The 7,074-nt window shown below is 59.3% G+C and carries 8 protein-coding genes; 4 read left to right on the top strand and 4 right to left on the bottom strand.

Annotated features, from left to right (window positions below):
- Positions 1–233: 233 nt before the first annotated feature.
- On the top strand, positions 234–908 hold the full coding sequence (locus ACR0BK_RS19760; protein ID WP_480555999.1) for a class I SAM-dependent methyltransferase: 675 nt from the start codon (positions 234–236) through the stop codon (positions 906–908).
- A gap of 210 nt (positions 909–1,118) precedes the next feature.
- Here ACR0BK_RS19760 and ACR0BK_RS19755 read toward each other — a convergent pair whose 3' ends face one another.
- Positions 1,119–1,688 (bottom strand): GcrA family cell cycle regulator, encoded by a 570-nt coding sequence (locus ACR0BK_RS19755; RefSeq protein WP_267363457.1) that lies wholly within the window; start codon positions 1,686–1,688, stop codon positions 1,119–1,121.
- Positions 1,689–1,814: 126 nt separating this feature from the next.
- Here ACR0BK_RS19755 and ACR0BK_RS19750 point away from each other — a divergent pair, with 126 nt between their 5' ends.
- On the top strand, positions 1,815–2,618 hold the full coding sequence (locus tag ACR0BK_RS19750) for an ABC transporter permease (protein ID WP_480555998.1): 804 nt from the start codon (positions 1,815–1,817) through the stop codon (positions 2,616–2,618).
- On the opposite strand, the gene ACR0BK_RS19745 is transcribed toward ACR0BK_RS19750, so the two are convergent.
- The 3 genes from ACR0BK_RS19745 to ACR0BK_RS19735 all read right to left on the bottom strand — a co-directional run bounded on the left by ACR0BK_RS19745 (position 2,615) and on the right by ACR0BK_RS19735 (position 5,259).
- On the bottom strand, positions 2,615–3,850 hold the full coding sequence (locus ACR0BK_RS19745) for an MFS transporter (RefSeq protein WP_480476807.1): 1,236 nt from the start codon (positions 3,848–3,850) through the stop codon (positions 2,615–2,617). The two genes, ACR0BK_RS19750 and ACR0BK_RS19745, sit on opposite strands and share 4 nt — an antisense overlap.
- A 106-nt stretch (positions 3,851–3,956) precedes the next feature.
- Positions 3,957–4,841: a DMT family transporter gene (locus ACR0BK_RS19740; RefSeq protein WP_480555997.1), complete on the bottom strand. Its 885-nt coding sequence runs from the start codon at positions 4,839–4,841 to the stop codon at positions 3,957–3,959.
- 52 nt (positions 4,842–4,893) lie between these two features.
- Entirely contained in the window at positions 4,894–5,259 is a 366-nt protein-coding gene (locus ACR0BK_RS19735) for a MerR family transcriptional regulator (RefSeq protein WP_480518918.1), read from the bottom strand.
- Between the two features lie 74 nt (positions 5,260–5,333).
- Between ACR0BK_RS19735 and ACR0BK_RS19730 the strand changes: the two genes are divergently transcribed.
- On the top strand, positions 5,334–5,594 hold the full coding sequence (locus tag ACR0BK_RS19730) for a zinc ribbon domain-containing protein (RefSeq protein ID WP_480555996.1): 261 nt from the start codon (positions 5,334–5,336) through the stop codon (positions 5,592–5,594).
- Positions 5,595–5,836: 242 nt separating this feature from the next.
- Complete coding sequence (locus ACR0BK_RS19725) at positions 5,837–7,024, top strand: acetylornithine transaminase (protein ID WP_480484534.1); 1,188 nt, start codon at positions 5,837–5,839, stop codon at positions 7,022–7,024.
- Positions 7,025–7,074: the final 50 nt, after the last annotated feature.

The raw sequence follows: 7,074 nt of genomic DNA, 5'->3' as shown, positions 1-7,074 counted from the left end.
AGCGCACCCTGCGCAACTTGCCTCGGTCCCATCATCAGCAACTCTCCTGCAACTCAAGAGAATTGAATCAGCAGCCAAAGCATCGCTCAAGCAGAGTTTTTCAACAGTATCTCCGCTCAGCGGACCCCCATGAGATTAACAGAGAATGCCCGGTTCGAACCCATTCGGACTTTACTATGTTTCTGTGCTAGTTTGGAAATGTTGTGCGCGCCGTCGCATTGGAGGTTATCCACATGGCACACATTGCGCTGTTGCGGTCCATGTATTCGATGAAGGGTCGCCCAGTTGTTGATATCGGAGCGGGGGATGGCGTGTACTCAAAGCAACTTCATGCGGAGGGTGCACATGTAACCGCCATCGAAGTTGACCCCGCCAAAGTATCGAATGCGAAATCAAACTTGCCACCCGACGTTGATGTTCGACTAGGAACGGCAGAAAACTTGCCTTTGGAAACAAACTCACAGCAGTTGGCCTGTTTCTTCTTTTCTCTACATCACGTGCCAGCCAATCTGCACGAAGCCGCCTTCGATGAAGTTCGCCGGGTTTTGAGGCAAAACGGTCGATTGCATGTGGTCGAACCTTATCCGTATGGAACAATGTTTGACGTAGTTCGGATGGTCGAAGACGAGACGTCTGTGCGTACAAACTCCCACAACGTTTTGAATCGACTCGATAAAGACCAAAGCTACAGCTTGTTGGCCAAAAATGAGTATGTTTTGACCCGGGAGTACCCAACTTTTGAGTACTTTTTGGATAAGATCGTGCGACCTGATCCTGACCGGTATTCACAGTACGAAGCAGTGGCTTCCGATATGCGGCATACTTTTGAAAGCGTCATCGAAAGCGTCGATGGCAAGCGCGTCCTACATCAACCGTGCGCATCATATCACTACCAAGTTTTCACCTAGAGTTTTGACGGCCCAGTGTCCTTATTGTCCGCAAAGTTGACGCTCCGAACTAAAACACCCTCGCAGCATTCAGCGAGGGTGTTTTCTTTGTAAGAGCTCGTTACGTCTTGCGTCGTTCTTGACTATGCAACGCCTCCGGTAAGAGGCGTGGCGAAACGCCTGCGCCCTTTTCACGTTCCATAGACAAGATTTAGGTTCTTGTGTTCGCAATTACCGCCGCCGGTCGCGGCGCGAGCTCATGGGTTGGAAGGCCACGCCCACATGCGCCTCGCAATAGGGTTTGCCTGCCTCAACCGGCAGTCCGCAGAACCAGAAATCCTCGGTCGCGGGGTCGCCCACGGGCCACTTGCAGGTTTTCTCGGTCAGTTCCATCAGCGTCAGCTTCTTGGCTTTCTTCTCGATCTCGTTGACCTTGGCCAGCGCCTCGGGGCTGATTTCGTTGGCCGAGGGCTGCGGCGGCAGCGGCTGACCGGCCGGGATGATCTGGCGGCGCGCCGGAACGGCGGGTTTCGCCTCGGCAGCAGCAGCCGGGCGCGCCGGTTCTGTCTTTGGCATGGGTCTGGGCTTGGCTTCGGCCTTGGGCGCGGGTGCCGGTTTCTCTTTCGGTTCGGACTTGGCCGGGGCTGCGCCTGCTGTCCGGTTGGACAGGCCCAGGCGGTGGACCTTGCCAATCACCGCGTTGCGGGTCACGCCACCCAGTTCCTTGGCGATCTGGCTGGCCGACTGGCCTTCGCCCCACATCTTCTTCAGCAGTTCTACGCGCTCGTCTGTCCAGGACATCGTCAGCCTTTCAAAAGCGGAAAGCGGCCCCGGATTCGGGCCGCCTTGGGAATTCGTCTCAGCCCCCTATTCTAAACACTGCGGCCCGAGTTACAAGCTGTCTTCGAATCAGGTTGAGGGCAAAGCATGCAGAATCCCGCAGAACAGACCGCACGCAGCTTTGGAGCGGTCAACTGGATGGGGCTTTACACGCTGGCGCAGCGCGAAATCCGGCGCTTTCTTTCGGTCTGGACCCAGACCGTTCTGGCGCCTCTGGTCACGGCTGGCCTGTTCCTGCTGATCTTCACAGTCGCCATTGGGCCCAGCCGCCCTGACGTCATGGGCGTGCCGTTTGTGGTGTTTCTGGCACCGGGGATCCTGATGATGACGGTGATCCAGAACGCCTTTGCCAATACCTCCTCTTCGATGGTGATTGCAAAGGTGCAGGGCAATATCGTCGACACGCTGATGCCGCCGCTGTCCCCGCTCGAGATCCTGCTGGGGTATCTTGCCGGTGGCATCGCCCGTGGCCTGATGATCGCGCTGGTGATTTCGATTGCTTTGCTGGTTTTGCTGTCCATCGCGCCCCAGCACCTGTTGATTGCGCTGATCTTTGTTGTTCTGGGGGGCGCATTCATGGGCGCGCTGGGCCTCTTTGCCGGGATCTTTGCGAACAAGTTCGACCAGATGGCCGCGATCACCAACTTCATCGTCACACCTCTGGCCTTCCTGTCGGGCACCTTCTATTCGGTCGAGGCGCTGCCTTCTGTCCTGAACCGCCTGACCCACCTGAACCCGGTCTTCTACCTGATCGATGGGCTGCGTTACGGCATGATCGGCGTGTCCGACAGCTCTCCGTGGTTGGGCATGGCGGTTTGTGGTTTTGCCACGCTGGCCATCGGGCTGATCACCTGGCAAATGCTGCGCACCGGCTATCGGCTTAAGGCTTAACCGGGCTCTGCCAGCCTATCGGGCGACAGGGCAGGCTTGGGTTCGCCCAGCCGCGGATGCAAGCGGGCCGAGACAGCCCATGCCCCAAACAAAGCAATCCCGCCTGCCGCGAACACACCGGCCACCGGTGCCGCCAGCAAGACCAGAGCTGCAATACCGGGCGTCAGAATGCCCGAGACATCGCGGTAACTGGAATAAATCGCCGACATCTCGGTTCGCTCAGACGGTTTCACGGCCATAAGGAAGGGCAATCCGGCGCAGATATCCAGAACGATCAGCCAGACAGACCCCAGAACCAGCGCAGCCACCGAGGCGACAGGCCATCCCGCGACCAATCCGGCTGCGAAAAAGCAGCCCCCGGCAGCAGCAAACCCGATGCGAACAGCCGACCTGAGCGACCGCGTCTGGACCCAGCGCAGGATCAAAGGGGCGGCCAGCAGCATGGCGTTTGTGCACGACAGAAGGATGCCGCCCAGTTGTTCTCCCAGCCCGTTTTGGATGGCGAAAATGGGCAGGTAGACCACATATATCCACCACCCGCAGGACCGGATCATTGCAAACAGATATCCGGCAACCAATCTGGGTTGAACAAAGAACCGGGGAAGAAAGGCCAACGGGTTGTTGGCCGGACCACGGGCCTTGGTGATCAGCTTGCCATTGCCCAGACGCATGCGCCAGAACTGCGCCAGCATGACCAGCGCTGCACCGGCACTGATGACAAACGGGGCAGGGTGCCACAGCTCCATCAGCAGGACACCGGCCATTGGGCCGCCCGTCCATCCCAAAGCGCTGTAGAACATGCGGCTGGTCTCGCACCGGCCAAGTTCGATCTTGCTGATGTAATCCAGCACATAGGTGTTGAAGCAGATGAAAGTGACAACCGTGGCCATGGTATTTAGGGCCAATGCGCCGACCACGGCCTCGGGGCTGCCCTCGATCGCCAGCGATGCACCACAGATGAACATGACACAACCGGTGGAATAGGCCCATCTGCGCGGTACAAAACGGATCAGGAACGGCACCATCAACCCGACCAGCAGGGACAGGATGCCAATCAGGAAATACAGGAATGACACGGACGAGGCATCGCCCAGCGCCCGGTACATCGCCAGCGGAAAGACTGAAATCAGGATGCCACGCACGATGGCTTCAATCCCGGCCAGAATCCCAAAATCGCGAACTGATGGGGCAGGCGCGTGGCGGACCCATTCAGGTATTCGGCGTTCATGCATGACAAACTCGCAAATCAACTCAGCCCAGAATGCGCCTGCTGCTTTGCCGTTCATGGGGGTTTGCGACACAAAGGTCGCCCCTGAACCGCAAGGACGGTTTTTTCTGTCAGGTCCGGCGGTTTACTGCCTCGCGCCAGACCAGGATCAGCCCTCCGGTCAGAATCGTGACCGCGCCAATCAGACTGATCCGGTCGGGGATCACATCAAACACCGCAAAATCGTACAGCGCGGCGAAAATCAACGTGGCATAGCTGATCGGGGCCACGAATGACGCGTCCGCCCGTGCCATGCCGTTGATGAAACAAACCTGCGCGCAGGCCATCAGCAGGCCGATCCCCACCAGTGCAACCCATTGCTGCGGCGTAGGCATTTGAAACACAAAGCTGACCGCGACCGTAGCGATCACCAGCCCCATCGTGTTGTTGATCAGCAGAATCTGGATCGGAGCCTCGCGCCCCGACAGTTTCTTGATAAAGATCAGCTCCATCCCGATAAACGCCGCCGCAGCCAGCGCCAGAAGGGCGGCGGGCTGAAAACTTGCAGGTGTCGGGCGCAGCAGGATCACCGCACCCACAAGGGCCACGGCCGCCGCCAGCCAGCGCCACCGGCCGACCCGCTCCCCCAATAGCGGAATGGCCAGTACCATACCAAAGACAGGGTTCAGAAAGGAAATCGCCGTCGCATCCGCCATCGGAATGAACGCAACAGACGCGAACATCAACGTCACCCCGGCCCAGCCAAAGCTGGTTCGCCCGACATGCAGCCCCCAATGGGGCCGTCCCAGCCGGGGGCGAAGCACTGCGACCGCCGACAGGATGGCAAGCAGAGCAAACAGAAACCGCCCGTGACTGATCTGCATCGCGTGCAAAGGTGGCCCGAGTGTCTCCGTCCCCAACGCCTTGGCCAACAGCGTCGTCGCCGCGATAAAGGCAGTCGCGACAAAGATCAGCCCTGCGGCCACAGCAGGATTTTGCGCCTTCGGGGTGAACATGGGCGAAAGCGGTGCGCCAAAACGTGTGCCTTGGCAAGACGCAATTCTGCGCTCAGCGCAAAACCGGAGGGGCAGCCAGCGCCGCCTTGGCTTGTTTGAGGCTGTTCAAAAACCGCTCTGCCCGTGCGATCCGTGCTTCGACCTCGTCAATCCGGTCCTGCAAAAACGCCTCGCCGTCAAAGCTGTCGGGATCGGCGGCTTCCAACTGCCCCAGCAACATGACCAGCTCTGCAATGCTGATGCCTGCCGCCTGTGCATCTGCAACTTGCTCCAGAGTGATCAGCGCGTCTTCGGGATAGTCGCGATAGCTGTTGGTGTTGTCCGGCCCCGGAGCTGACCGGATCAGCCCTTGGCGTTCATAAAATCTCAGCGTGTCACGGCTCAGCCCGCTGCGCCGCGCAAGTTCCCCGATCCGCATGTTTCAAAACCGTTGACTCAACTCCATGGTTTTGATCCTATGTCAGACAGTCATTCTCTGCAAGGACAAGCACCATGGGTCCCAAATGCCAAAGTTGCGGCATGCCGCTGTCAAAAGATCCCCAGGGCGGCGGGTCCGAAGCCGACGGAGGGTGCAGCACGCGTTACTGCTCGCTGTGTTACGAAAACGGTGCGTTCCGCCATCCCGACGCATCGCTGGAAGAGTTTCAGTCTCACTGCGTCGATGCCCTTGTCGCCAAAGGCATGCCCCGCATCCTTGCCTGGGCTTTCACCCGCGGGATGGGCAAGCTCGACCGCTGGCGCCCGGCGAAATGATCCGGCGGCAATTTTGACCCTGCGGCAATAATAGGGTTTTCAGGCTGTCTTTTCACGTCTATAGAGCGGCCATGATCAAACGCGCACATATCCAGTTGCTCCGACGCCGACGCCGCTCTGCGTAATCGGCCTGTTTGATCCCATGTGCCTGCCAAATTGGCACAAATCTCACCAAATCTGTTGACGAAGCGGGCCTTCGTGTATCACTCACGAGGCTCAAACGACCCGAAAAGGATGATCCCATGATCCCGTCCGTTCTGCCGACCTATAACCGCGCGCCCCTGTCATTTGTAAAGGGCGAAGGTGCCTGGCTGACCGAGGCGGATGGCCGACGTTTTCTGGACCTTGGCGCAGGTATCGCGGTGAACGCGCTGGGCCACGCCCATCCGGCGCTGGTGGCCGCACTGACGGAACAGGCCCATGCGCTGTGGCATGTCTCGAACCTCTACAACATCCCGCAACAGCAGGCGCTGGCAGACAAGCTGGTCGAACACACCTTTGCGGATACGGTATTCTTTACGAATTCCGGTACCGAAGCCTGTGAACTGGCCGTGAAAATGGCCCGCAAGTATTTCTATGACAAAGACCAGCCCGAACGGGTTGAGATCATCACCTTCGATGGCTCCTTCCATGGCCGGTCGTCGGCGGGCATCGCTGCGGCCGGGTCCGAGAAGATGACCAAAGGCTTTGGCCCGCTTTTGCCGGGCTTTGTCCACGTCACCTTTGGCGATCTCGACGGTGTCACCGACGTCATCACGGAAAATACCGCAGCCATCCTGATCGAACCGATTCAGGGCGAGGGTGGCATCCGCCCCGTACCCGATGCCGAACTCAAGGCCCTGCGCGCCATTTGCGACGAACACGGTCTACTGCTGATCCTGGACGAGGTGCAATGCGGCGTCGGTCGGACCGGCAGGCTCTTCGCCCATGAATGGGCCGGGATCACCCCGGATATCATGATGGTCGCCAAAGGCATCGGCGGTGGTTTCCCCCTCGGCGCTGTGCTGGCAACCGAAGATGCGGCGTCCGGTATGACCGCAGGCACGCATGGCTCCACCTATGGCGGCAACCCGCTGGGCTGCGCCGTGGGCTGTGCGGTGATCGATCAGGTCGCCACACCCGCCTTTCTCGAAGGTGTCAACCGCAAGGCTGGCCTGTTGCGCCAGAAACTCGAAGGCCTGGTCGCCGATCACCCCGAGGTCTTCGAAGAGGTGCGCGGATCGGGCCTGATGCTCGGCCTGAAATGCAAGGCGCCAAATATAGATGTGGTCAATGCGGGCTATGACAATCTGGTCATCACCGTCCCCGCCGCCGACAACGTCATCCGCCTGCTGCCCCCCCTGACCCTGACCGAGGATGACATCGCCCAGGCCATGATCCGCCTCGAAAAGGCCGCCAATCAGATCGAAACCCAGCTCGCAACTGCCTGAGCTTCATCTTTTCCCAAATACTCCGGGGGTGTGGGGGCTGGCCCCCACCG

The sequence above is a fragment of the Ruegeria sp. AF1 genome (assembly GCF_056542125.1).
The sequence above is the reverse complement of the archived record's forward strand: the minus strand, read 5'-3'. Positions and strand labels throughout refer to the sequence as shown.

Coding starts and splice junctions, on each gene's coding strand:
- ACR0BK_RS19760 (WP_480555999.1), top strand. CDS start 234: ATGGCACACATTGCGCTGTTGCGGTCCATGTATTCGATGAAGGGTCGC.
- ACR0BK_RS19755 (WP_267363457.1), bottom strand. CDS start 1,688: ATGTCCTGGACAGACGAGCGCGTAGAACTGCTGAAGAAGATGTGGGGC.
- ACR0BK_RS19750 (WP_480555998.1), top strand. CDS start 1,815: ATGCAGAATCCCGCAGAACAGACCGCACGCAGCTTTGGAGCGGTCAAC.
- ACR0BK_RS19745 (WP_480476807.1), bottom strand. CDS start 3,850: ATGCATGAACGCCGAATACCTGAATGGGTCCGCCACGCGCCTGCCCCA.
- ACR0BK_RS19740 (WP_480555997.1), bottom strand. CDS start 4,841: ATGTTCACCCCGAAGGCGCAAAATCCTGCTGTGGCCGCAGGGCTGATC.
- ACR0BK_RS19735 (WP_480518918.1), bottom strand. CDS start 5,259: ATGCGGATCGGGGAACTTGCGCGGCGCAGCGGGCTGAGCCGTGACACG.
- ACR0BK_RS19730 (WP_480555996.1), top strand. CDS start 5,334: ATGGGTCCCAAATGCCAAAGTTGCGGCATGCCGCTGTCAAAAGATCCC.
- ACR0BK_RS19725 (WP_480484534.1), top strand. CDS start 5,837: ATGATCCCGTCCGTTCTGCCGACCTATAACCGCGCGCCCCTGTCATTT.